At 42.5% G+C, this 23128-nt stretch carries 18 protein-coding genes, 1 tRNA gene and 2 pseudogenes; 14 read left to right on the top strand and 7 right to left on the bottom strand.

Features of this window, described 5'->3' with window-relative positions; translation table 11 throughout:
- Positions 1–74: 74 nt before the first annotated feature.
- Genes PN457_RS17040 through PN457_RS17030 form a run of 3 tightly spaced genes read right to left on the bottom strand, consistent with a single transcriptional unit; the run spans position 75 to position 1857 of the window.
- Positions 75–887 (bottom strand): inositol monophosphatase family protein, encoded by an 813-nt coding sequence (locus PN457_RS17040; protein ID WP_271734736.1) that lies wholly within the window; start codon positions 885–887, stop codon positions 75–77.
- A 42-nt stretch (positions 888–929) separates the two neighbouring features.
- Positions 930–1499: a thermonuclease family protein gene (locus tag PN457_RS17035; protein ID WP_271734735.1), complete on the bottom strand. Its 570-nt coding sequence runs from the start codon at positions 1497–1499 to the stop codon at positions 930–932.
- Positions 1489–1857 carry a 2Fe-2S iron-sulfur cluster-binding protein gene (locus PN457_RS17030; protein WP_271734733.1) on the bottom strand — a complete coding sequence of 123 codons (369 nt, stop codon included), beginning with the start codon at positions 1855–1857 and terminating at the stop codon, positions 1489–1491. The genes PN457_RS17035 and PN457_RS17030 overlap by 11 nt, the downstream gene beginning before the upstream one ends.
- Positions 1858–1962: 105 nt before the next feature.
- Between PN457_RS17030 and PN457_RS17025 the strand changes: the two genes are divergently transcribed.
- From PN457_RS17025 to PN457_RS17000, 6 genes are all read left to right on the top strand, one after another.
- Positions 1963–2049: transfer RNA gene (locus tag PN457_RS17025), tRNA-Ser, on the top strand.
- 78 nt (positions 2050–2127) lie between these two features.
- A complete protein-coding gene (locus tag PN457_RS17020) occupies positions 2128–2904 on the top strand; it encodes an ABC transporter ATP-binding protein (RefSeq protein ID WP_271734749.1) in 777 nt (258 codons plus the stop codon).
- A gap of 85 nt (positions 2905–2989) precedes the next feature.
- Positions 2990–3913, top strand: coding sequence for a carbohydrate ABC transporter permease (locus tag PN457_RS17015; RefSeq protein WP_271734732.1), 924 nt, complete (start codon positions 2990–2992; stop codon positions 3911–3913).
- A gap of 1425 nt (positions 3914–5338) precedes the next feature.
- Positions 5339–5863, top strand: a complete 525-nt coding sequence (locus PN457_RS17010) for a LabA-like NYN domain-containing protein (protein WP_200989987.1) — start codon at positions 5339–5341, stop codon at positions 5861–5863.
- A gap of 90 nt (positions 5864–5953) precedes the next feature.
- A complete protein-coding gene (locus tag PN457_RS17005; protein WP_271734729.1) occupies positions 5954–7558 on the top strand; it encodes a 2-isopropylmalate synthase in 1605 nt (534 codons plus the stop codon).
- A 92-nt stretch (positions 7559–7650) separates the two neighbouring features.
- Positions 7651–9108: a RecQ family ATP-dependent DNA helicase gene (locus PN457_RS17000; protein ID WP_271734728.1), complete on the top strand. Its 1458-nt coding sequence runs from the start codon at positions 7651–7653 to the stop codon at positions 9106–9108.
- Positions 9109–9307: 199 nt separating this feature from the next.
- On the opposite strand, the gene pheS is transcribed toward PN457_RS17000, so the two are convergent.
- A complete protein-coding gene (pheS, locus tag PN457_RS16995; RefSeq protein ID WP_271734727.1) occupies positions 9308–10300 on the bottom strand; it encodes a phenylalanine--tRNA ligase subunit alpha in 993 nt (330 codons plus the stop codon).
- 194 nt (positions 10301–10494) lie between these two features.
- Between pheS and surE the strand changes: the two genes are divergently transcribed.
- The 6 genes and pseudogenes from surE to PN457_RS16965 all read left to right on the top strand — a co-directional run.
- On the top strand, positions 10495–11292 hold the full coding sequence (surE, locus tag PN457_RS16990) for a 5'/3'-nucleotidase SurE (protein WP_271734725.1): 798 nt from the start codon (positions 10495–10497) through the stop codon (positions 11290–11292).
- Positions 11293–11466: 174 nt separating this feature from the next.
- Positions 11467–12489, top strand: coding sequence for a bifunctional riboflavin kinase/FAD synthetase (locus tag PN457_RS16985; protein ID WP_271734723.1), 1023 nt, complete (start codon positions 11467–11469; stop codon positions 12487–12489).
- Between the two features lie 423 nt (positions 12490–12912).
- A complete protein-coding gene (gene secA, locus PN457_RS16980) occupies positions 12913–15702 on the top strand; it encodes a preprotein translocase subunit SecA (protein WP_271734722.1) in 2790 nt (929 codons plus the stop codon).
- A gap of 139 nt (positions 15703–15841) precedes the next feature.
- Positions 15842–16918 (top strand): NAD(P)H-dependent flavin oxidoreductase, encoded by a 1077-nt coding sequence (locus PN457_RS16975; RefSeq protein ID WP_271734720.1) that lies wholly within the window; start codon positions 15842–15844, stop codon positions 16916–16918.
- 37 nt (positions 16919–16955) lie between these two features.
- Positions 16956–17110 (top strand): annotated as a pseudogene (locus tag PN457_RS16970) (coproporphyrinogen III oxidase); the annotation flags it as partial.
- Positions 17109–17222: pseudogene (locus tag PN457_RS16965) on the top strand (pentapeptide repeat-containing protein); the annotation flags it as partial. The pseudogenes PN457_RS16970 and PN457_RS16965, both read left to right, overlap by 2 nt.
- Before the next feature lie 28 nt (positions 17223–17250).
- Here PN457_RS16965 and PN457_RS16960 read toward each other — a convergent pair.
- Positions 17251–18081: a glycosyltransferase family 2 protein gene (locus PN457_RS16960; RefSeq protein WP_271734717.1), complete on the bottom strand. Its 831-nt coding sequence runs from the start codon at positions 18079–18081 to the stop codon at positions 17251–17253.
- 440 nt (positions 18082–18521) lie between these two features.
- On the opposite strand from PN457_RS16960, the gene PN457_RS16955 reads away from it, so the two are divergent.
- The gene (locus PN457_RS16955; protein ID WP_271734715.1) at positions 18522–20117 is read left to right on the top strand and encodes an Hsp70 family protein; all 1596 of its coding nucleotides are present in this window, start codon (positions 18522–18524) and stop codon (positions 20115–20117) included.
- Here the strand turns inward: PN457_RS16955 and PN457_RS16950 are convergent.
- A complete protein-coding gene (locus PN457_RS16950) occupies positions 20114–21010 on the bottom strand; it encodes a S66 peptidase family protein (RefSeq protein ID WP_271734713.1) in 897 nt (298 codons plus the stop codon). The genes PN457_RS16955 and PN457_RS16950 overlap by 4 nt on opposite strands.
- A 169-nt stretch (positions 21011–21179) precedes the next feature.
- Here PN457_RS16950 and PN457_RS16945 point away from each other — a divergent pair, with 169 nt between their 5' ends.
- The gene (locus PN457_RS16945) at positions 21180–21635 is read left to right on the top strand and encodes a DUF2141 domain-containing protein (RefSeq protein ID WP_271734710.1); all 456 of its coding nucleotides are present in this window, start codon (positions 21180–21182) and stop codon (positions 21633–21635) included.
- A gap of 142 nt (positions 21636–21777) precedes the next feature.
- Here the strand turns inward: PN457_RS16945 and PN457_RS16940 are convergent, their stop codons facing one another.
- Positions 21778–22797, bottom strand: a complete 1020-nt coding sequence (locus PN457_RS16940; protein WP_271734707.1) for a DMT family transporter — start codon at positions 22795–22797, stop codon at positions 21778–21780.
- Positions 22798–23128: the final 331 nt, after the last annotated feature.

Raw genomic sequence — 23128 nt, 5'->3', positions numbered from 1 at the left:
ATTGCCTTCAAGCCTTTTCTATTTTAGGTTTGGTTGTCAACCCTATTTCGTCAGTGGGATTTAATTTTCCACTGTTATTTCCACATCGACAAAGGCGGGACTTCCACCAACTGATGACTAAGCTGGTCGTGAATCTTGCCATTAGTAGCCAAAATTCTACCGGATGCTATGTTGAAAGGAGTGCCGTCATAGGCAGTAACTCTACCCCCAGCTTCCCGCAATAATACTACACCGGCCACCACGTCCCAGGGAGAAATTCCCCTTTCCCAGTAACCATCTACACGGCCGCAAGCAACATAAGCCAAATCCAGGGCGGCGGAACCACTACGCCTCACACCTTGGGTAAGATGAGTCAGGTGGCAAAATTCTGCATAATTATTATCTGATGTTTCGCGGCGATCATAGGCAAATCCCGTTACCAAAATGCTTTTACTCAAGTCAGATATTTCTGAAACCTTGATAGAATGGCGGTTGCGCGTCGCCCCTAAGCCAGTGGCTGCCCGAAATAGTTCATCATGGAAAGGGTTATAAATTACACCTACTTGCGGCACACCATCAACCAATAAACCAATAGAAACAGCAAAAGCCGGGTATTGGTGGGCGTAATTAGTTGTACCATCTAAGGGGTCAACTGCCCAGAGATACTGATGATCTTGATTACCCAACTTCCCTGATTCCTCCGCCAGGATGGAATGTTGGGGAAAATGGCGACGCAAAATTGACAAAATCTCAGCTTCCGAGGCTTTATCCGCGACGGTGACTAAATCACCAGGGCGGCCTTTTTCGGTAATAGCACCTTCTAACTTACCCAAATACCCCTGCAAAACTGCACCTGCAGCCAAGGCCGCTTCCGTAGCAATGTCTAGAAAAATTTGTAAATTAGTCATTAGTGATTAATCATTGGGAAGTTATAATCTTTCCCTCAGTCCCTAAAAATTTCGGCGGCGAAACTCAGCAGGAGGGACACGCAGAGGTTTTTCTGGGTTCCAAATCCCTTTTTCCATGAGTCTAGCCCATTGTTGGGCCCGTTCCAAGCGCTGGTCATATTTGTGATTAGGCGATCGCGACACAAACAAAGCATACCCTTGTTTAAGCAATTCTTCATTTAATAACTGCTGGTCTTTCCACACATAGGCCAAAATCCGACCAAAATTATCCTTGGCTTGGACATCAAACTCCAAGATCACGGATTTTTCTTGCTCACCAATCAACTGCGCTAAAACTGCTTTAGACTCATCTCCCCAGGGACTTTGTCGCAAATCTGGTGCATCAAGACCAAGTAATCGCACCGAAGAAATCAAATTTGGTTGTTCAGCCATACCTAGAACTTCCAAAGTTTGACCACTGACTACCCGGGACACTCTCACCTGAGTGCGATTGCTTGCAGTTTGGTCATGATCGCCCTGACAACCCACGAAAAACAGCAAGGAACCCAAAAGGATCCCAAGAAAAACCTTTGCGTTTTTGCGCCTGGGCGCGAAACAAATCTTAATCCTCATCTAAGGGTAAACCCGCTTTAACCTTACCTCTAGCAAAATACCGACCAAACTGGAGTTCATAAACCTCATCCTCGTCTTGAGTTTCCACTTCTAAATCAGAATGAGCATAACTAACGCATAACAAAGCATACCCTTTCTGGCGCAAAGCTGGGGATAATCCAATAGCCTCGGGTTGGTAAATTTCTCCAGACACCACCCGCACAGCGCAAGTTGTGCAAGCCCCATTGCGACAGGAAAAGGGTAGTTCCTCCCCTTGTTGTTCAATACTGTGGAGGATGTAGCGGTCTGCGGGAACTTTTAGACTGTATTCCTTGCCAGAGGCGCGATCGCGAACTTTAATCGTATATGTGTGGGACATGGTGATTTCGGATTTCCAAACTAGACTTGAGCTTTAATTTAATTTATCTGCTTTTATGGTTGCATTTTCTCAAATTTCATAGTAGGATTATAAATCGTTGACCCTGGAGAGGTGGCCGAGTGGTTGAAGGCGCAGACCTGGAAAGTCTGTTATGCGGAAACGTATACGAGGGTTCGAATCCCTCCCTCTCCGTTAAAAAAAATGCAAATATCCTCAAAAAACTTTGGCGATGGAGTAGACTGTCAGGAGTAATTTTTGATCACCCAAATAATGCCCTTAGAACTGCAAAACCTCACTGGTGGTTACACAGCATTACCCATTATCCAAGATATTAACCTATCTCTACAAACAGGAGAATGGTTAAGTTTAGTGGGTGCAAATGGTTCTGGTAAATCTACCATCCTAAAATTACTCAGTCGCATTCTCTCCCCACAGCAAGGCACAGTCCTACTGGATGGCAAAGCGATTCATTCTCAGCCTCCCCATTTAGTGGCGCAGAAGTTAGCATTATTACCGCAACAACAAACAATTCCCGCCGGGTTAACAGTGCGCCAACTAGTCAGTTTAGGACGCACCCCCCATCAACCTTGGTGGCAATGGGAACTAAGCAGTGAAGACCGGGAAAAAGTTACAGCAGCTATTGCAGAAACGCAACTAGATCAATTGAGCGATCGCCTAGTTGAACAACTTTCCGGTGGTGAAAGACAACGGGCATTTTTAGCCTTAGCACTAGCCCAAGAACCGAAAGTATTATTATTAGACGAACCCACAACTTATTTAGATGTCAAGTATCAATTACAACTTTTAGAACTACTGGAAAAACTCAATCAACAGCAGAATTTAACCATTGTCACCGTTCTACACGAACTCAATTTAGCAGCTCGCTATAGTTCCCGCATCGCCTTATTAAAACAAGGTCATCTGTGGGAGGTGGGTACACCGGAAGCAGTCCTCACACCCCATGCGATCGCCCAAGTCTTTGGTGTAGACTCTGTAATTATAAATACACCTGTTGGCTTACAAGTTTGTGCCATATCCGCCATGTAAAAGCTACCTAAAAAACCATTTCTCCAACAACTAAATACAGACCTATCTGTGTTTGTCTGTGGTCAATTATCAATAAAATCCCGCCATGAATCCACCCAAGCTGCAAAACTGGCAATTTATCAAACAGAAACTAACACCCTACATATTTTTACTCCCAGCACTAATTCTGTTATTTGCAACAGTGTTCTGGCCAGCAATACAAGCATTTTACCTGAGCTTTACCAGCTACGAAGACCTTTACCAACCACCGCAATGGATAGGTTTTGACAACTTTCGGCGTTTGTGGAAAGATGCAGTTTTTTGGCAAACCTTAGAAAACACCTTTCTCTACCTTGTAGGTGTCGTGCCAATTTTAGTCATAGCTCCCTTAGGACTGGCAATTTTGGTAAATCAGAAGCTGCGAGGGATGAATTGGTTTAGAGCCGCTTACTACACGCCGGTAGTAATATCAATGGTAGTTGCTGGTATAGCTTGGAAATGGCTATATGCAGAAAACGGCTTACTTAATCAGTTACTTAAAACCGTGAATATTTTTCCCGCAGGAATTCCCTGGTTAACCAGTCCAGAGAAACTATTAGGCATTGTACCCATTTCCTTAGCCAGTGTCATGGCTGTTACCATCTGGAAGGGACTCGGCTATTACATGGTAATTTATTTAGCCGGGTTGCAATCAATTCCGGCGGATGTTTACGAAGCCGCAGCCATTGATGGTTCCGATGGGATCAGCAAACACTGGGATATTACCTTACCCTTAATGAGTCCGTATTTAGCCCTGGTAGCCGTGATTTCAGCTATTTCCGCTACTAAAGTATTTGAAGAGGTATTTATTATGACCCAGGGTGGTCCACTAAATAGCTCTAAAACCATTGTTTATTATTTATATGAAGAAGCCTTTAGCCACTTAGAAATTAGCTATGCCTGTACAATTGGATTAGTCTTATTTTTGATTATTTTGGGTTTATCAGTTTTGCGGTTAGCTATTAATCAACAAGAAGATGTGACACTTTAATATTTTGTCGCTGGGACTTTAGTCCTCTTTGCAGTCGGTACTAGGAATAAATCTTCTTTTATTGATAAATAATATAGTCATCCTATTTGACTTGAGAAATTATGAGTGAGGAAAGGGAACACACCGAACAGGGAACAGGGAACAGAAATTGTTCATGAATCATTTAGGATTGCTATACATGGTTTTTTGTGTTCTGGGAGATTTTCGCACAAGATAGGTAAATTATCACAGTTTTATCTACCCAAAGCCACTAGATAAAATAGTCAATAAATAATTATAAGAAATGCAATAGCTGCTTTTCAAGCAGTTAGGAAGATATTTTTATCCTTGGATTAAGTGAAAATATCGGATAGCTACTTTTTGAGTAGCATTTTTTACTCTATTTTTGTGTAAGTGTGAAATTGGATTAATAGAAGAAGTATTATATTTAACTCAATTGCTAGTATATTTGTGTAGGATTGAGCCTATTTACAGGGATAACATCGAAAGGACTGTAGTGGTTTTAATTACCCACATTCTTGTCAATCTGTTTTATAGTATTCTTCAGGCATTGATTCAATTGAGAAGCAGTTGCCAAAATTCAGATGTTTTCTGGAGGTAGTATGAACCCATACAACTGACCCCCCCCATGACCGGAGTCTCTTTTGGTAGGTTACCTGACTTCATCTTGGCAGGACGGGCATATTTTTGGTTAAGCTAGATATAGGTTATTTTGCTATATCGTGTTAATAGTTGATTTATGTTCTACTAGTTTACTTATTTATTCAGGGCTAGGTTTACTACAAATACATTGAAATCATAGTTAAATGAGAATCATATACTTTTGTAATGTATTTTCTATTTTTGCCCCAAGTTGGGTTAATAGATATTCACCAGGTAGGGACTTAACCGAAATCCTACCCAACTTATTCCTTGATTAACTTCAAGGCTGTGGTTGTTACACGCAATGGAGTGGTAAATACACTGCTTCAGGAATTAGTCATGGGAAGATTTTATTTTCTCAAGCTCAGGGGTATCTGCTTGTGATACCAGTGTTAAGTCTTTGACAAGAGCGAGAATTTACCATCCAGTGGATAATGTTACTAACTCGAAAAGTAGATGGTCATTAGCCTATATCCTACCCCAAGACCTATACCTTAGATGAGAACTAAACTTGGCAGCTATATAGTCAAGTTTACTATTAATCAATAACTTTTATTTATGGATTTTGCCTAGGAGGTGTCTTTAAAAGTGTCAAAAATGAAAATGTTTAAGTCCCAGTATATTAAGTTTCAGATTTTAACTGATTTTATCCAGTGCAAGAGGTAAGATAAAAGCTATCGATAAAAACTGATTCTAGGTATTTGAGGAAATTTATCATTTCCGAATTGCTATAATCTATTGTCCAATCTAGTTAATTTTTTTATTTGTTAGGTGTATTTTTCTATGGGTTCCCCAATGAATCGTCTATCTATTTTTGTAGATGGAAATAATATGTTCTATGCTCAACAGAAAAATGGCTGGTTTTTTGACCCAAGACGAGTCTTAGACTATTTCAAACACGAGCAATCAGACACAACACTAATCAATGCTTTCTGGTACACTGGTTTAAAAGATCCACAAGATCAGAGAGGTTTCAGAGATGCTCTCATCAGCTTAGGCTATACAGTCCGCACTAAAATTCTCAAAGAATATTATGACGACTCATCGGGTCGCTACTCCCAAAAAGCTAATTTAGATATTGAAATTGTCGTGGATATGTTTAATACAGTAGATCAATATGATCGAGTGGTTTTATTCAGCGGAGATGGTGATTTTGAAAGGGCTATCGAATTGTTACGCTCAAAAAATACGCATATTACAGTGGTATCAACAGAAGGGATGATAGCCAGGGAGTTGCGCAATGCTACTGACAGATATATTGATTTAAACGATATCAGAGATACTATAGAAAAAGTAGACGGTCAGTAATCTTAGCAAATATTTACAAATCTTTAGAGTAAAAAAACTAAGGTTTTAAGATATTTTAAGCAAACAGTAAAAAATCCACAAGGAGGAAACATGAGCAGCAAAGGCGATCAAATTATCATTTTTGATACCACACTCAGAGACGGAGAACAATGTCCCGGAGCAACTCTAAATATAGATGAAAAGCTAGCGATCGCCAAGCAACTATCGAAGTTAGGGGTAGACGTGATTGAGGCGGGATTTGCTTTTGCAAGTCCGGGGGACTTTGAAGCTGTGAACAAAATTGCCCAAATTGTGGGGACAGAAGACGGTCCAGTAATTTGTAGTTTGGCTAGAGCCATTAAAGCAGATATTGAAGCCGCAGCAGCAGCCCTAAAACCAGCAGTTCACGGTAGGATTCACACCTTTATTTCTACATCCGATATTCACTTAGAATATCAGCTGCGCAAATCACGGGCGGAAGTATTAGCGATCGCCGAGGAAATGGTAGCTTATGCTAAGTCATTTATGACAGATGTAGAATTTTCCCCCATGGATGCAGCACGCTCTGATCCAGAATTTCTTTACCAAGTATTAGAGCGAGCGATCGCAGCTGGTGCTACAACAATTAACATACCTGACACGGTTGGTTACTTGACACCTAGTGAATTTGGGGCAATGATTAAAGGGATTAAAGATCATGTCCCCAATATAGATCAAGCCATTATTTCCGTACACGGACATAACGACTTAGGTTTGGCCGTTGCCAACTTCCTAGAAGCCATAAAAAATGGTGCAACCCAATTAGAATGTACCATTAACGGCATTGGCGAGCGAGCCGGGAACGCCTCCCTAGAGGAATTGGTGATGGCTTTACACGTGCGGCGACAATATTTTAACCCCTTCTTAGGAAGACCAGTAGACTCAGAAGAACCACTAACCAATATTGACACCCGCCAAATTTATAAAACCTCTCGCCTAGTTTCCAACTTAACCGGAATGCTAGTACAACCAAATAAAGCCATAGTCGGAGCTAACGCCTTCGCCCATGAATCTGGTATTCACCAAGACGGGGTACTGAAAAACAAGCTCACCTACGAAATTATGGATGCTCAATTGATTGGCTTAACAGACAATCAAATAGTATTGGGTAAACATTCCGGTAGAAACGCCTTCCGTACCCGGTTGGGAGAATTAGGCTTTGAACTCTCAGAAACAGAATTAAACAAAGCATTCGTCAGATTTAAAGAAGTAGCTGACAAAAAGAAAGAAATTTCCGACTGGGACCTAGAAGCGATCGTCAACGATGAAATTCAACAAGCGCCGGACTTGTTCCGAGTCGAACTAGTGCAAATTGCTTGCGGTAGTAACGCTAAACCCACAGCTACAGTCACCCTGCGCACCCCAGAAGGTAAAGAATTAACTGATGCAGCCATTGGTACAGGACCCGTAGACGCAGTTTACAAAGCAATTAACCGGGTAGTAAATGTGCCTAACGAATTGATAGAATTTTCTGTACAATCGGTCACCGCCGGAATTGATGCTATAGGTGAAGTCACCATCCGTCTGAGACATGACTCAAGAGTATTTTCCGGTCATGCGGCTAACACCGATATTATTGTCGCCTCCGCCCAAGCTTATGTAAATGCCCTAAATCGGCTTTATGCAGCTCTGCAAACCAAAGAGAAACAAGAACAAGTAACTGCACAGAAAATTTAGAGACATATGTGGTTTCAGGGTGGGTTTTTCCCGCCCTATTTTTTGTCTAACCTCATCCATCAATCCTCACCTTACTAAGGATGAATTAATAGATGAATACACCTCTAAAAACCCATTGGCACACAGTTAGAGCAACATTTCAACGAATTTGGGGTTACGAAGATTTCAGACCACCCCAAGGCGAAATAGTCAGGAGTTTGCTAGGCAAAAAAGATGCCTTAATTATTATGCCCACAGGAGGGGGGAAATCAATTTGCTTTCAACTTCCCGCACTGCTACAAACAGGAATAACTCTAGTAATTTCCCCCTTGGTAGCACTCATGGAAAACCAAGTACAAGAACTACTAGAGCGCCAACAAAAAGCAGCACTATTGCATAGTCAATTACCCACCCATCAACGCCGCAAGACACTACAAGCTTTAGAAAACCAACAACTCAGATTACTGTATTTATCCCCAGAAACCTTATTAAGTCCCCTAGTCTGGGAAAAATTATCTCATCCCCAATTACAAATTAACGCTTTGATATTAGATGAAGCCCATTGTTTAGTACAGTGGGGGGATACATTCCGCCCAGATTATCGCAGGTTAGGCGCAGTCAGACCCGCATTACTCAAAACCAAACCACCGGGGACAAAAATTAGTATTGCTGCTTTTACCGCTACTGCTGACCCCACAGCCCAAAAGACTATTCAAAGGGTTTTACAATTACAGCAACCAGAAATTTTTAAATTAAATCCCTATCGCCAGAATTTGCATCTCACTGTCCGCATTGCTTGGACACCCAGGAGTCGCAAACACCAACTATTAGAATTTATTAAAAATCGCCCCCAAGAATCGGGATTAATTTATGTTAGGACTAGAAAAGATAGCGAAAATTTAGCCGTATGGTTAGCCGAGAAGGGTTACACTACAGCTAGTTATCATGGCGGACTGGATCCAGTAGAACGCCGGAATATAGAAAGTAAATGGTTAACTGGTAAAATCCCCTTTGTGATCTGTACCTGTGCTTTTGGTATGGGGATTAATAAATCAGATGTGCGTTGGGTGGTTCATTTTCACGCTCCTCACCTCATATCGGAATATGTACAGGAAATTGGCCGCGCGGGACGAGATGGGAACCCAGCAGATGTGCTGGTTTTGGTGAGTGAACCCACAGGGTGGTTAGACCCAGAAGATAAACAAAGACAGCAGTTTTTTGAGCAAAAAATGCGATCGCAGCAACGCAACGCCCAGCAATTAGTCAGACAATTACCCAAACAGGGAGAGGTCAACGCAGTCACCCGCGAGTTTCGTGATGCTGATATAGCCTTAGCCTTACTCCACAGCAGCGGTCAATTAAATTGGCTTGACCCCTTTAATTATACCATTGACTCAGGGGTAAAAATGCAGCCACTGAACCAATTACCAGATGCTCAACAAATGTATGAATATTTGCATACTAAAAAATGTCGTTGGCAATTTTTATTAAATGCTTTTGGATTTGAACAAGAAGCTAGCAACTGGCGTTGTGGACATTGTGATCATTGCCGACATGAGGTTTTAGGTTGAGTAATTTTAGTGAATTCCATGTTAGTTATCAAACCCATATTAAAATTTAGATTGATGATATAGATTTACCTTCTCGATAATATTTTTTGGTATCAGCGTTAAATAAGAATATACATAAGCCTGCATATGTATATTCTTACGCTAATAGTTTCGGGAGAATTATCTACTGATCAAAAAAGTCTAATTTCCCCGGAAAACATTAAAACTGCTGTAAAAATCGTAAATCGCTACCATATAAACGGCGGATATCATCGATTTGGTGTAACACCATAGCAAAACGTTCTACACCAAAACCAGCCGCAAACCCAGTATAAATTTCTGGGTCATAACCTACAGCTTTCATCACATTAGGGTCTACCATACCGCAGCCCATTACCTCTAACCAGCGACCATTCCACTGCAAATCTACCTCAGCAGAAGGTTCTGTAAATGGGAAATAACTAGCACGGAAACGAATGGGTAAATCACCAAATATTGCTTGTAAAAACTCCTTAATAGTACCTTTGAGGTCTGTAAATGTTAGCCCATGGTCGATGGCTAATAGTTCTATTTGATGGAAAACCGCCGAGTGAGTAGCGTCTACATGATCACGCCGATAAACTCGCCCTGGAGCCACAACCCGGATGGGTGGTTCTTCTCTTTCCATGTAGCGAATTTGTACTGATGAAGTATGAGTACGGAGGAGATTACCGTCTGGTAGGTAGAAGGTATCCTGCATATCACGAGCTGGGTGATCGGGTGGGGTATTCAGAGCCTCAAAATTATAATAATCTGTTTCCATCTCTGGCCCTTCGGCTACGGTATAGCCCATACCCACAAAAATATCCAGCGCCCGGTCAATAATACCATTAAGTGGGTGAATTCGACCTTGAGGGCGGTAAATTCCCGGCATGGTCACATCGAGAGTTTCCGCCTCTAGCTGTGCCTGAATTTTGGCAGATTCTAAAGCGGCGCGTTGCTGGTCTAGACTGTTTTGTAGGGATTCTTTGACTGTATTGGCGATCGCCCCAATTTTTGGTCGTTCCTCCCCACTCATTTGTCCCATACTTCGCAATAACGCCCCCAGCTGCCCTTTTTTACCCAGATAGCTAATTCTGAGTTCCTCTAGACGTTCTAGGGTATCGGCGGCGGCGATCGCTTGTTCTGCTTCTTCCCGCAGTGCTAAAAGTTGAGCCTCTAAATTCGTAGTCATTAGTTATTAGTCATTGGTCATGAGTCATTGATTATTAGTCTACGACTTTGGACTGCTACCCAATCACTGTACAAAACAGTCCAAGTCAAAACCCAACCTCCGTTTACTAGTTTAGAGGTGATTGGCTGTGTGAGAGTTTTTTTTACCTCATACTACAGGGATACAATATTGAGAAATGACTGATAAAAAGATCCATGAAATTACTCATTAGTAATGATGACGGAGTTTCTGCTTTAGGTATTCGTACCCTAGCTGACCGCTTGGCAGAAGCAGGACATGATGTAAGTGTAGTTTGCCCAGATCGGGAGCGTTCAGCAACCGGACATGGATTAACCATGCACCAACCCATTCGCGCTGAAGTGATCGAATCAGTTTTTCATCCGGCCATCAATGCTTGGGCTTGTGATGGTACTCCCTCAGATTGCGTGAAATTGGCACTGTGGGCTTTGTTAGATTCTCCCCCTGATTTAGTTCTGTCCGGCATTAATCAAGGTGCAAATTTGGGCACAGAAATTCTTTATTCTGGTACGGTTTCCGCCGCTATGGAAGGTGTAATTGAAGGTATTCCCAGTATAGCTTTAAGTCTTACCAGCCATACATCCAAAGACTTTCAACCTGCTGCTAGGTTTGCCGAAATGCTTGTAGAGAAACTAGCGGTAAATCCTTTACCAGAATTGATGTTGCTGAATGTCAACGTTCCCCCTGTACCTTGGGAAAAAATCGCCGGGGTGACTTTTACTCGTCAGGGAGTACGGCGCTATGTGGACGTTTTTGACAAGCGTGTGGATCCCCGTGGTAAAATCTACTATTGGTTAACTGGGGAAGTTTTAGAAGAAGTGGAACCACCCAAAGGTTTAAATATATCTGATCATGTGCCGATTGATGTCCATGTGATCCGCAACAACTACATCAGCATTACCCCATTACAATATAATCTTACCTATCCCACAGGATTGGACAAGTTATCTAGTTGGGAATTTCCTCTGACTTGAGTGATGATCAGCAGTCTGGAATCAAGTTTGTACTCTAAGCAATTGTAGATTTTAGATTAGATTGGAGATCAAGAGCTATTAGCGCCATCGCCTACCTGACTCAACTTTGTAGACCCCTGACCGTAAAGTAGCTTGTGACTGATGGCTAAATCAACCTAAATTCTCAGAATCCACGTGCTAAATTTGTCTAAAAATGGGTGTTCTTTGTGGGTTGCTTCCTCACCGGAAGAGCTGCTCAAACCAACTGCTGTCGCTCTTGGCAAATTTGACGGTGTGCATCTTGGACATCACAGAGTTATTCAACCAATTTTGCCCGCAGCATTGGATGGGGAGAACACCCAGCCACAAGAACAAACATACTCGACAGTTGTCACCTTTGACCCCCATCCCCTGGAGTTTTTTACAGGTCAACCCAGACCTTTGCTCACACCACTGGATGAAAAAGTCCAACAATTGCGCTCTCTAGGAGTAGAACAACTTGTACTGCTACCCTTTGACAAAGAATTATCTGCTTTATCTCCCACAGATTTTGTAGATAAAATTTTAGTGCAACAACTCCAATGTCGCCGAATTAGTGTTGGGGAAGATTTTTGTTTTGGTAAACAGCGTCGTGGTACTGCTCAAGATTTGCAATTACTAGCCGCGAAGCACCATATCCCCGTGACTATTGTTTCCTTGCAAACTTATACAGACAATACTCCCACCCAACAGACTCCCATTAGCACTTCACTCATCCGTCACTATTTAGAAAGTGGGGAGATTAAAAACGCTAACTTTCTACTGGGACGACCTTATACCCTCATTGGTACTGTGATTGCAGGGGCAAAAATGGGCAGAACTATCGGTTTTCCCACCGCCAACCTGGAATTACCACCAGACAAGTTTGTCCCCCGCCACGGTGTATATGCCGTCCGCGCTACTATTATGGGTGATACACCAGACCCAACTACGATACATGATAAATTGGGTGTGATGAATATCGGTAAGCGCCCGACAGTCAATGGTAGTAACTTGTCTGTGGAAGTGCATCTATTCGATTGGTCTGGTGATTTATATGGCAAAAAACTGACTGTGCGGATCGTCGATTTTTTGCGCCCAGAACAGAAATTTCCTTCTCTGGAAGACCTGAAAACACAAATTCAACTTGACTGTAATATTGCTAGGGAAGTTTTCAGGGTGAATGCTGATTTGACCTAATTCAATGGGAATTATCTCTATTATTCCGGAAATAATTACCGCCCTCCACACCTATGTAATCTCATAACTAAGATATAGGTGTGAAGAGCCTCCTCTGGAGTCATCAAATCAAGACCATCTTGGCATTTAAGTGTAAAATACAATCATGCTGCTAAGATTCAAGACTCAACTCACAGTCAACAAGCAACAAAGGCTGCCACTGGCTGAACACGCACAGAGCAGCTATACAGGCTTGGAATCGAGGTTTAGCACTATGTGAAATCAACCCAATCCATTACTTATTGGATCTACTTTTTTCTTGTTTTTGAGTTAACTCTGATTTTATGCCCATCTACAACCTGAATGGCTGGACTGGGTTAAATTCTTATAATCAATACAAAAACTTTATTTTCCGTACCCCTTGATTTAGTTCCCTAATCTGCCATGCTAAAACTCTTGTTGGGCGACCCCAACGCTCGTAAGCTGAAAAAATACCAACCTTACATTAGTGAAATTAACCTGTTAGATGAAGAGATTCAAGCTCTTTGCGACGAAGATTTAAAAGGCAAAACAGCAGAATTTCAACAGCGTCTTGGTAAGGGCGAAACACTCGATGATATTCTGCCAGAAGCCTTTGCTGTGGTCAGGGAAGCCGGACGGCGAGTCTTGGGGTTGCGACATTTTGATGTCCAGCTGTTGGGCGGTGTTATCCTGCACTCTGGACAAATTGCCGAAATGAAAACCGGGGAGGGTAAAACTCTAGTTGCTACTTTACCGAGTTATTTAAATGCTCTAACTGGTAAGGGTGTACACGTGGTTACCGTGAACGATTACCTGGCTCGTCGGGATGCTGAATGGATGGGACAGGTGCATCGGTTTCTGGGTCTAAGTGTGGGGCTAATTCAGTCCAGCATGATTCCCAGTGAACGCAAGAAAAACTATGAGTGTGACATCACCTATGTGACTAATAGTGAAGTGGGCTTTGACTACCTACGGGACAATATGGCCACATCCATGGCGGATGTTGTACAACGCCCCTTCAACTATTGTGTAATTGACGAGGTAGACTCGATTTTAATTGATGAGGCGCGAACACCCCTGATTATTTCTGGACAGGTAGAAAGACCTACGGAAAAATACCTCCGCGCTGCTGAAATTGCCTTCAGTCTGAAAAAAGATGAGCATTATGAGGTAGATGAAAAGGCTCGAAACGTACTGTTAACTGATGAAGGGTTTGCAGAATCAGAACATCTTTTGGGAGTTACAGATTTATTTGACCCGGAAGACCCCTGGGCGCATTTCATGTTCAATGCTATTAAAGCTAAGGAACTGTTCCTCAAGGATGTAAACTACATCGTCCGTAACGGCGAAGTGGTAATTGTGGATGAATTTACCGGGCGCGTCTTACCGGGAAGACGTTGGAGTGATGGTCTACACCAAGCAATTGAAGCTAAAGAACACGTAGATATTCAGCCGGAAACTCAAACCCTGGCAACAATTACTTATCAAAATTTGTTCTTGCTGTATCCTAAACTCGGCGGGATGACAGGAACGGCTAAGACCGAAGAGCCAGAATTTGAAAAAATCTATAAGTTAGAAGTGGCGGTAATTCCCACCAATCGCACCAGGAAACGTCAAGATTTGGCCGATATGGTCTTTAAAACTGAGCCTGGTAAATGGCGAGCGATCGCCGGTGAATGTGCCGAAATGCACCAACTGGGTAGGCCGGTTCTAGTAGGAACTACTAGTGTAGAAAAATCAGAATATCTCAGCCAGCTACTAAAACAGAAGGGGATTCCCCACGAACTTCTCAACGCTCGCCCAGAAAACGTAGAACGGGAAGCAGAAATAGTCGCTCAGGCAGGACGCAGAGGGGCTGTAACTATTGCCACCAACATGGCGGGGCGGGGTACAGATATTATCCTGGGTGGTAACTCCGAGTATATGGCACGGTTGAAGCTGCGGGAATATTTTATGCCGCGAATTGTCATGCCGGAAAATGAAGATATCTTTGGTGTGCAAAGGGCAGCTGGGTTACCCTCTGGACATGGTGGTGGTCAAGGTTTTGTTCCCGGTAAAAAAGTCAAAACTTGGAGAGCTTCACCGGAAATTTTTCCGACTCAATTGACAAAAGACACCGAACAGTTATTAAAAGAGGCTGTGGAGGTGGCTGTGGCCGAATATGGTGAACGCAGCTTACCAGAACTGGCAGCAGAAGACAAGGTAGCCATAGCAGCAGAAAAAGCCCCCACCAATGACCCTGTAATTCAAAAGTTACGGGAAGCTTACAACCGGGTGAAGCAGGAATACGAAGAATTCACTGACCGCGAACATGATGAAGTGATTTCATTAGGCGGTTTGCACGTCATTGGTACAGAACGCCATGAGTCACGCCGCATTGATAACCAATTGCGGGGACGGGCCGGACGACAAGGTGACCCCGGTTCGACCAGGTTCTTCCTCAGTTTAGAAGATAACTTACTGCGGATTTTTGGGGGCGATCGCGTCGCTGGGTTAATGAATGCTTTCCAAGTAGAAGAAGATATGCCCATTGAATCTGGGATGCTCACCCGCAGCTTGGAAGGGGCACAGAAAAAAGTCGAAACCTATTACTACGACATCCGTAAACAGGTGTTTGAGTACGACGAGGTGATGAATAACCAACGTCGCGCTATCTATGCGGAACGCCGCCGGGTTTTAGAAGGTCAGGACTTGAAAGAACAGGTGGTCAAATATGCTGAAAAAACTATGGATGAAATCGTTGATTTCTACATCAACCCAGACCTACCCTCCGAAGAGTGGGAATTAGAAAAGTTGGTGGATAAGGTCAAGGAATTTGTCTATCTGCTAGCGGATATGGAAGCAAATCAATTAGAGGATATGACCTTAACCGAGATGAAGGCATTCCTCCATGAACAAGTGCGAATTGCTTACGACCTCAAAGAAGCCCAAATTGACCAGATTCAACCGGGACTGATGCGACAAGCGGAAAGGTTCTTTATCTTGCAGCGTATTGATACTCTCTGGCGGGAACATTTGCAACAAATGGATGCTTTGCGGGAGTCTGTGGGTTTGCGCGGTTATGGGCAAAAGGATCCGTTGATTGAGTATAAGAGTGAGGGTTATGAACTCTTTTTGGACATGATGGTTAACATCCGCCGTGATGTGGTTTACTCGCTGTTTATGTTCCAGCCTCAGGCTCAACCTAGGGTGCAGGCTTCTGAGATGGTGTAAGTTTTTTTGGTAGGCAAAGTCCCAGAGGCGCAGAGATGTTTTTCTGCGTCTTTTTTTTGGGTCTGATGGATGAACGTGTAATTGGTTTTACTGGAATGATAAGATGATTTAGTGACTAAATGAGCAATTCTACTAAATTATGACTTCGATTCTCGAACCTTTGCAGATTGGTAAACATATTGCCCGTTATCCTATCATCCAAGCTGCTATGGCGGTGCGGGTGTCTGGATCCAAATTAGCGGGCGCAGTTGCTAATGCTGGCGGGGTGGGAATGATTGCTTCTCTAGGTTTGGGTTTAGATTCTCCGTATTTTAACTACCGTAAAAAAAGTACTTTCTTTACAGCTAACCGTCTGGCTTTAATTGATGAATTGAACAAGGCCAGGATGATCAGCCCCCATGGGGTGATTGGGGTAAATATAATTGTGGGTACTAAGGATTACCCTGTTTTGGCTCAGGTGGCGGCCGCCCATAAGGCAAGTCTGATTATTACTGGGGGCGGTTTACCTTTAAATTTACCAGAGTATACAAGTGATTTTCCTGATGTGGCTCTTGTGCCTACAATAGCTAATGTGGAGGGGGTAAGGCTGATTTGTGAAACTTGGAAGGGTCTCTACAATCGCTTACCTGATGCTTTGATTGTGGAAAATTGCCAGCAGGTGGGGGGACATTTTAGCCAATGTGATAGCGTTGTCCCGGGGTTTTCTATTGGGCTGGTGATTTCCCAAGTGCAGGATTATTTAGCCCGTGAAATGGGTGTAAGTATACCTTTAATTGTCACAGGTGGAATTAGCGATCGCACGGATATTAATCAAATGTTATCCATGGGGGCTGATGGTGTACAAATCGGTACTCGCTTCGTCACGACCATAGAATGTGATGCCCATTCCTGTTATAAAGATTTTCATCTGCAGTCCAATCCTGAAGATATTGTTACTGTCCCCAGTCCCATAGGAAAACCCAGCCGCGCTTTACGCAATAATTTTACACAGGAGATTATGGCAGATTCGCCACAGCAACGGCGATGTATTGCCAACTGTTTAGAAACCTGTCTGTTTAGAGATCAAGGTAAAACTTACTGCTTGCTGAATGCATTGGCTCAAGCCGCCCGTGGGGACGTGGAACATGGTCTAATTTTTTCTGGGGCTAATGTGAGTTGTACGCAGAAAATTATCTCTGTTGCCGAACTGATGGCAGATTTAACTGCTCAAAGCTAGCACCATAACCTAACTCCTCTCCTGACTCAGGACTGGGGATACTTTTGCTTTCCTGCAGGATTGCGGTCAAGGATTTCTACCGGCTTATTTGCCCATTGTACAACGGCGGCAGGGAATGGAGTATGGCGATCGCCAAAGGCAGTTTCAACTATACCGACGGGGGGCTATATCGAGTTTAACTTAGTGTACGACAACCGCCATTTTACGACGCGCAAATCTAAAAGGTGCGGATTTAACAGGCGCGATTTTAACAAATGCTGACCTAGAGGGTGCTATCATGCCTGATGGTAGGATTCATGATTAAAAATGACATTTAGCAAAACTGCCTGTGACTAAAAAAGGTCTGGTCTGTACTTTTGCCAATAGTAGAAACTGTATTTATGATCATAATTAATCCAACTCCATAGTTCTAAATCAGGTGAATTATGCCAAATAATTGAACTAGGATTAACAGCAATAATCCAACCTGCTTTTTGCACTTGCATACACAAATCTGTACTTTTAAAGTTAACACCAAAATCTTTACATACTCCAAGATGCTGCACAACTTGATATGGCAACAGAACAGATTTAGCAGCACAATACTCTACCTGAATATAAGCTTTATTATGTAATAATTCTTCGCCTAAGATATTATCTTGCTTGGCAAAATTGGTTGTTGATTGTGGGTAATTACTATTAATAAAGTTACCAAATTCTTGAATAGTTTTAGGTTCTTTGCGCTCATAAACCTGAGAACACACTAAACCAACTTCATTATACTCTTGTAAAGTTGTAATTAGCGTGGTGAGAGCCAAAGGATCTAGACGTACATCACTGTCAAGTAGCCAGATGTAATCGTATTTCAGCTTACTGACAAATTGTAACCCATAATATAAGCCCTCATGATCAGCTAATTTTTGTTCCGGTTGCAAAAATGTAATTTGAGTAAAGTCAAATTTTTGTAAATAAGCTTGAGTAAATTCATCTAAAGCATTATCTACAACGTAAATATCAATTTTTGTCTGATATAATTTCTGTTTGCGAATATCTTCCAGCACAGAAGACAGAGAATTTAAATTATAATGAGCCTCAATAACAATTGCAACTTTCATAATATTCTGATCATAAATATGGGCTTGTACCTGTGGTTGAGCTAAAAATCCTGCTAAATAAGATTTCACTTTTACCAATCTCCACAACGCCTATTTGATATTTGAGAATTTTCAATGGACTCATGAACTAAAAATGTGCATTTTCTGGAATTACATAAATTGCTTATGGGTATGGTGCGTTCAAGTGCATAAATTGCGTCAATCAAGTAAAGCACCCGACACTTACGTAATATCTAACTGGAAAAATGCACAATAAAATAGTACATAGCTCAAGAATGTAACTTTTTGGTTTTGTTTACTCTTCTATCTCAAGGCTGAAGACTAGCAAGCAATTAAGGTAATCAAAGTAAAATATATAACATTATCTTTTATAGGATATGATGCCAGTCAGGCTTTTTTTAACTAGGCATATAAGCAGACGACAATCGCACTGTAAAGATATGCGAAAATCATTTTACTGAAAACAATACTTTGCGCCTTTGCGTCTTTGGGTGAAACAATTATCAAATATGGCGATCGCAATCGATTTTGGTACAAGTAACACAGTTATAGCCCGCTGGAACCCGGTCACCCAGCGGCCAGAAACCCTGACCATACCCGGTTTATCAACTCAGCACAGCCTCAACCCCCCAGTTATTCCCAGCCTAGTATACATAGAACAAATACAACAGGGTAAAGTATTAGTAGGGCAAGAAGTACGCGACGGCGGTTTTGACCTCAAGAACGAAACAAGATTCTTCCGCAGCTTCAAGCGGGGAATTGGTGCGGATGTTCAAGGTTTCCTCCCAGAAATAGATGGGGAGAATGTCACCTTTGAGCAAGTAGGGCAATTATTCTTAAATAAATTAATTGCACAATTAGCACCGATGGAAGGAGGGTTAGATTCTCTGGTCTTAACAGTACCGGTAGACAGCTTTGAAGCCTATCGTCACTGGTTAAGCCAAGTTTGTCAAGCCCTCCCGGTGGAAAAGGTGCAGATGTTAGACGAACCAACAGCCGCGGCTTTGGGTTACGATTTAGCAGACCGAGAAATTCTCTTAGTGGTTGACTTTGGCGGTGGTACATTAGACTTGTCTCTAGTGCGCTTAGATCCAAGTTTGCCAACTAAAAAACCTGTAGGATTCCTCCTAAAATGGGGTAATAAATCCCTGGGTGACAATTCCAGCCAAAAACCTAAAACAGCCCGTGTACTAGCCAAAGCCGGGCAAAATCTGGGGGGTAATGATATAGATGATTGGTTAGTAGATTACTTTGCTAAAACTCAAGGACTAGCGGTAACTCCCTTAACCACAAGATTAGCCGAACGGGTAAAAATCCAGCTATCAACTCAAAACCAAGCTAGTGAAGTTTATTTTGACGACGAGAAGTTAGAGAGCTATGAATTGTCATTAAACCGGGAAATATTTGACAACATCCTGGAAGAAAAGGGATTTTTTGCCCAATTAGATGAGTCAATGACCAGTTTATTACAACAAGCGCGACGACAGGGCATAGAAGTTACAGATATTAACGCCGTTTTGTTAGTGGGTGGGACTGTACAATTACCAGCAGTGCAGACATGGGTAAAACAGTATTTTCCAGGGGAAAAAATCCGCTGTGACCGTCCCTTTGAAGCGATCGCTCAAGGTGCGTTACAGTTAGCCCAAGGGATGGAAATCAAAGACTTTCTCTATCATAGTTATGGTGTCCGCTATTGGGACCGCCGCCAAAACCGTCATAATTGGCATTCGATTATTAAATCGGGGCAGGCGTACCCCATGAGTGAGGCGGTAGAATTAGTTTTAGGCGCGTCTGTAGAAAACCAACCCAGCATTGAATTAATTATTGGGGAATTGGGTTCTCACACAGGTAGTACGGAAGTTTATTTTGACGGCGATCGCTTGATTACTCGCCGTTTAGAAGCGGGTGTTACCAGTGTGAAACCCCTCAATGATCAAGCTGGTGCGAGAACCATCGCCCAACTCGTACCACCAGGATATCCGGGAAGCGATCGCATTAAGGTTTTGTTTCAAGTTGATGAACAACGTTTTTTGCGCATTACAGTGGAGGACTTGTTAACTAATGACACTCTGTTAGAAAATCAACTAGTCGCCCAACTCAGTTAGTTGAAAGTCAAAATCCCCTGGTCTGCGTCTAAAGTTGCTAATACGCCCACAGGTAAAGCCGCATTGGGACTGTCATGGCCGAAGGGTAAATCAGATACAATGGGAATACCCAAATCACCCAGGCGATCGCGGAGGACTTCTTCAACACTGAAGCTAGGTATACCAGGCGATGCTTCGCATTGAGTAAAGCCCCCCAAAGCAAGACCACGAACCTTTGACAACAGACCGCTTAAACGCCACTGGGTAACCATGCGGTCAATGCGGTAGGGTGCTTCTGTCACATCCTCCCATGCTAAAATCACACCATCCAACTCCGGTAATATTGATGTAGCTAAAAGATGAGTAGCAACAGTAATATTACCTGGTAAGAACAGACCGGTGGCCATTCCACCACCCCAAGGACGACCTTTGAGGGGAGGAATAGAACGACCTTCGACAACATCGAATAATCGCCCAATTGACCAATCTGGTTCATTTCCTAAAGTCGTCAGTACAGGAGCATGAAGACTAGAAATACCTGCTGTGTAAAGACTCCATAGCAAAGCTGTAATATCAGAAAATCCTATCAGCCATTTGGGTGGTCTACCGTTGAGGTTCCAAGTCCAATTTTCCAAAATCCGGGTGCTACCAAATCCCCCCCTAGTGCAGAGGATACCACGACAAGCTGGATCTTCCCAGGCTTGGGTTAGCTGTTGGCGGCGAATTTCGTCTGTTTGTGCTAAATATCCCCACTTATCAGCTACATTAGCGATAATTTCCACTTGATAACCACGCGATCGCCAAATTTCTACACCCCTTGACAATGCTGGTAATTCTCGCAACGCACCACTAGGAGCAATTACCTTTAATAAGTCACCAGGTTGCAGGGGAGGGGGTAATATGTGAGATTGCATAATTGAAACTGTAATTTTTTTTGTGTGCTTTGTGCTTGTTTAGTAAACAAGGGCGGGGAGAATGCCCACCCCACAAGATTTATGATGTTAAGATGTGTACTTGATTTACTTGAAAAGTGCTGTAATGCCAAACTGTACGTACTTTCAACACAACCTATGATGAATACCTATGATAAATAAATTGGGGCTGAGTCTGTTGCTACTTGCATTCATCGGAAATCCGGCCTGGACATCCACCGCCAGTGCGGTTTTACCGGGTAAACTCACTGTAGGAGTTGATGGATTGCGAAACACACAGGGACTGGTGTGTGTAACCATATTTGCTAATAGTAAAGGATTTCCCAATAATAATGATGGTGTAGTTAAAAGTAAGTGTACTAAGATTTCCGAAACATCCTCAAAAATTACCTTTGATAACTTACAACCTGGTACTTATGCTGTAGCTGTTATCCATGATCAGAATCAAGATCAAATCCTCAATGTTAATTACCTGGGTATCCCCACGGAAGGTTTTGGGTTTTCCAGAAACCCAGAAGTTCGTACCAGTGCTCCTAAATTTAAAGACGCTGCTTTTTTGTTAGCAGGGCCAAATACAGTTATCCAAGTTCAGATGAAATATTTTTGAGTTTTGTTTTTAAGTGGAAATGTCGGGTGGGTTAGCAGTTAGTTACGGCGCGGTGGAAAATCTTCTATGTTGTAATTGTACTTCTAACTCACCCTAAGTCTCCACTACAAAATGTTAATTGTTAATTGTTTGTGGCTGTTATTCACCTTCCATGAATAGATGTTTCTAAAACTGCTGATTGCTGTGTAGCTTCTTCTGACACGGTTACCTTCTGATTTTCACCGCGCCAGTTATCCCTTTGGTTAATTAGATAAATGCTGATTAAAGTTAGTCCTACTCCCACCCACTGTAACGGGGTGAGAACTTCTGAGAGGATAAGATTACCAAATAAGAGGGCAAAAACTGGAGTGAGAAAGGTTAGAGAACTCAGACTAGTTAAACTACCACTAGAAGCAAAGTAGAAAAATAATCCATAGGCGATCGCACTACCAAAAACTGTAGCATAACCTAAAGCCATCCATTCAGAGATAGTGAGATTCTGCCACTGGTGAGATTCTACTACCGATGAAATACCCCACAACGGTAATCCCGCCAAAATCATGTGCCATCCTGTGGCCATTACCGGGTCAGCATATCTACAGACAAACCGAATCATCACCGTTCCCACAGCCATGGAGAGGGCGGCTAACAGCATTAACCATTCACCACTACTCAATACATCTTGCCAATTCCCAATGCTTGCATTGACATTGGGATCAAAAAACTGAAAAATCAACTCATGGGGTAAACCAATTAAACTAATACCGATCACTCCCAGTCCCAACCCCAGCCATCCCCACAAACCAATGTGTTCTTGGAATAGCCACAAGGACAACAAAGCCACCGCTAAAGGTTGGGAGTCAATCATTACAGACCCTAACCCAGCACTAGTTCTAACTAGTCCCTCTGCCAAAAAGCCTTGAAATAATGCCCCATCTACCAAGGCAAATAAAATAATCCATAGCCATGCTAACCAACCTTTGGGCTGGGGTTTACCCATCATTGTTGCTGTAATTAAAATTAACACCCCTGCTGGTAACAATCGCACAGCTGCCATAAATAGGGGTGTAGTGTCGGCTATGACTCCTTTCATGGCTACCATTGCTGTTCCCCACAGGAAAAACGGGGCGATTAAAACTAAGGGAGCCGGGGGAAATTTAGATGCACTGAGTTTCAGTTGCATGGGTTTGTTGATGCCTTCGTTTTATAAATACTACAATTACTTTACACAATTTTACATAATTATGTAGTTTTGTGTTCCCTTAGTATCCAGGGGATTTGATTTTCTCTTCCATAAATTTTCAGCAAATCCTGATTTCTGTGATTAATTAATACTCAATCATCTGGATTTTATTCACTAAATTAGAAAATTAGGCTCTACCGTACTTGTTATGCTAATTTAACAACTGGTTCGAGGGAACAGGGAACAGGGAACAGGGAACAGAGATTAAGAAGGAATATTCAGGCATTTTCTTCAATAACCAACATTATTTCCCTTATACGGTAAGCTTTTT

Origin of the sequence: Anabaenopsis arnoldii (assembly GCF_028331025.1) — a bacterium.
Lineage (GTDB): Bacteria > Cyanobacteriota > Cyanobacteriia > Cyanobacteriales > Nostocaceae > Anabaenopsis > Anabaenopsis arnoldii.
Note: the sequence above shows the minus strand (reverse complement) of the source record. Positions and strands in the feature narration are given on the sequence as shown.

Coding starts and splice junctions, on each gene's coding strand:
- PN457_RS17040 (WP_271734736.1), bottom strand. CDS start 887: ATGACTAATTTACAAATTTTTCTAGACATTGCTACGGAAGCGGCCTTG.
- PN457_RS17035 (WP_271734735.1), bottom strand. CDS start 1,499: ATGAGGATTAAGATTTGTTTCGCGCCCAGGCGCAAAAACGCAAAGGTT.
- PN457_RS17030 (WP_271734733.1), bottom strand. CDS start 1,857: ATGTCCCACACATATACGATTAAAGTTCGCGATCGCGCCTCTGGCAAG.
- PN457_RS17020 (WP_271734749.1), top strand. CDS start 2,128: ATGCCCTTAGAACTGCAAAACCTCACTGGTGGTTACACAGCATTACCC.
- PN457_RS17015 (WP_271734732.1), top strand. CDS start 2,990: ATGAATCCACCCAAGCTGCAAAACTGGCAATTTATCAAACAGAAACTA.
- PN457_RS17010 (WP_200989987.1), top strand. CDS start 5,339: ATGGGTTCCCCAATGAATCGTCTATCTATTTTTGTAGATGGAAATAAT.
- PN457_RS17005 (WP_271734729.1), top strand. CDS start 5,954: ATGAGCAGCAAAGGCGATCAAATTATCATTTTTGATACCACACTCAGA.
- PN457_RS17000 (WP_271734728.1), top strand. CDS start 7,651: ATGAATACACCTCTAAAAACCCATTGGCACACAGTTAGAGCAACATTT.
- pheS (WP_271734727.1), bottom strand. CDS start 10,300: ATGACTACGAATTTAGAGGCTCAACTTTTAGCACTGCGGGAAGAAGCA.
- surE (WP_271734725.1), top strand. CDS start 10,495: ATGAAATTACTCATTAGTAATGATGACGGAGTTTCTGCTTTAGGTATT.
- secA (WP_271734722.1), top strand. CDS start 12,913: ATGCTAAAACTCTTGTTGGGCGACCCCAACGCTCGTAAGCTGAAAAAA.
- PN457_RS16975 (WP_271734720.1), top strand. CDS start 15,842: ATGACTTCGATTCTCGAACCTTTGCAGATTGGTAAACATATTGCCCGT.
- PN457_RS16955 (WP_271734715.1), top strand. CDS start 18,522: ATGGCGATCGCAATCGATTTTGGTACAAGTAACACAGTTATAGCCCGC.
- PN457_RS16950 (WP_271734713.1), bottom strand. CDS start 21,010: ATGCAATCTCACATATTACCCCCTCCCCTGCAACCTGGTGACTTATTA.
- PN457_RS16945 (WP_271734710.1), top strand. CDS start 21,180: ATGATAAATAAATTGGGGCTGAGTCTGTTGCTACTTGCATTCATCGGA.
- PN457_RS16940 (WP_271734707.1), bottom strand. CDS start 22,797: ATGCAACTGAAACTCAGTGCATCTAAATTTCCCCCGGCTCCCTTAGTT.